The organism is Streptomyces sp. NPDC007205, assembly GCF_040634095.1.
Lineage (GTDB): Bacteria > Actinomycetota > Actinomycetes > Streptomycetales > Streptomycetaceae > Streptomyces.
Genome location: NZ_JBEYEW010000183.1, coordinates 1 through 1399, shown reverse-complemented (window position 1 = coordinate 1399; position 1399 = coordinate 1). Strand labels below are relative to the sequence as shown.

Below are 1399 nucleotides of genomic sequence, written 5' to 3'. Positions count from 1 at the left end.
ACGGTTCTCTTGGTCGAAAACTCGTCTACCAGGGGCTTCACCACGTTGTCAGCCCAACCGCCGTACCTCAGAGGCAGGTTGGAAAAGGCTCACTGTGCTCCATGTCACACTCAATGGCGCTCGGGTCGGCGTAATAGTCCACTTGGTCGTGGCGTCATATAGGGAGCGGGTGCAGGGCGCCACCCGGCACACAAGTGGAAACGAGCCGTGGCCGCCCATGCCCCCTCGTCGAGTCGGTTTCGCATATCCGGACGATGCAAAGGAGTTGGTTGAGCTGAGTAAGGAGTCGGCATGGGGGATCTGCCGGTTGACGCACGGTCCGGGAGTGCCGATGAGGGGCGCGGACGCCGTGTGGCGGCAGCCGTCCCAGCTGCGGACAGCGCCGTGACCCCCGGGAGGAGCTTCGAGGCGCCCGGCGACGACGGGGAAGCGGGTGGGCAAGACCCGAGCGACAACCCCAGGGCGGAAGAGGTCTCCCCCAAGCCGAAGAAACACGGCTCGCTGTGGAAGGAGCTGCCCATCCTGATGTGCATCGCGCTGGTGCTGGCGCTGCTGATCAAGACATTTCTGGTGCAGGCGTTCTCGATCCCGTCCGCCTCGATGCAGAACGCGCTTCAGGTGGGTGACCGCGTCCTGGTCGACAAGCTGACCCCGTGGTTCGGCTCCGAACCCGCGCGTGGCGAGGTGGTGGTCTTCCACGACCCGGACACATGGCTGGCGGGCGAGCCGACGCCGAGACCTGGCCCAGTGAAGAAGGTTCTCAGCTGGATCGGTCTGATGCCGTCGGCGGACGAGAAGGACCTCATCAAACGCGTGATCGGCATCGGCGGTGACACCGTTGAGTGCAAGGGGACCGGACCACTGCTGGTCAACGGCCACGCGCTGCACGAGCCGTACGTGTACCCCGGTAACACGCCGTGCAGTTTCGACGACATGGGCGGCCAGTTCAAGGTGAAGGTCCCCAAGGGCTACATCTGGGTGATGGGCGATCACCGGCAAGACTCGAGTGATTCGCGCTATAACCAGTTCGACAAGAACCACGGCATGGTTTCCGTGGACAAGGTCATCGGCCACGCCATCGTCGTCGCCTGGCCGGTCAGCCGCTGGAGCACCCTGCCGGTCCCGGGCACCTTCCATCAGCTTATGGGCACCCGGTCCGCCGCCCCGGCGATCGCATCTCAGACGGCGACTCAGTAAACCTCCTGCTGCTCACCAGTGCCGCCCTCGCCGGCCAGCACATGTGCCCACGGGTCGCACGAGATCGTCACTGTGGGCCCGCCGATCTCGTTCCAGCCAATGCGCCTCTAGGGTCTGTTGCGAAAGTTGATCTTGTTGGTTGGTGATCACGTCCTGTGGGACGTGGGGATCTGACGAACGGGCAGTGGGCCCGGCTTGAGCC

General features: G+C 64.4%; 1 protein-coding gene. It reads left to right on the top strand.

The window, feature by feature from the left end; all coding sequences use genetic code 11:
- The first annotated feature begins 291 nt into the window (after window positions 1-291).
- Window positions 292-1197, top strand: coding sequence for a signal peptidase I (gene lepB / locus ABZ624_RS43110; RefSeq protein ID WP_360101253.1), 906 nt, complete (start codon window positions 292-294; stop codon window positions 1195-1197).
- Window positions 1198-1399: the final 202 nt, after the last annotated feature.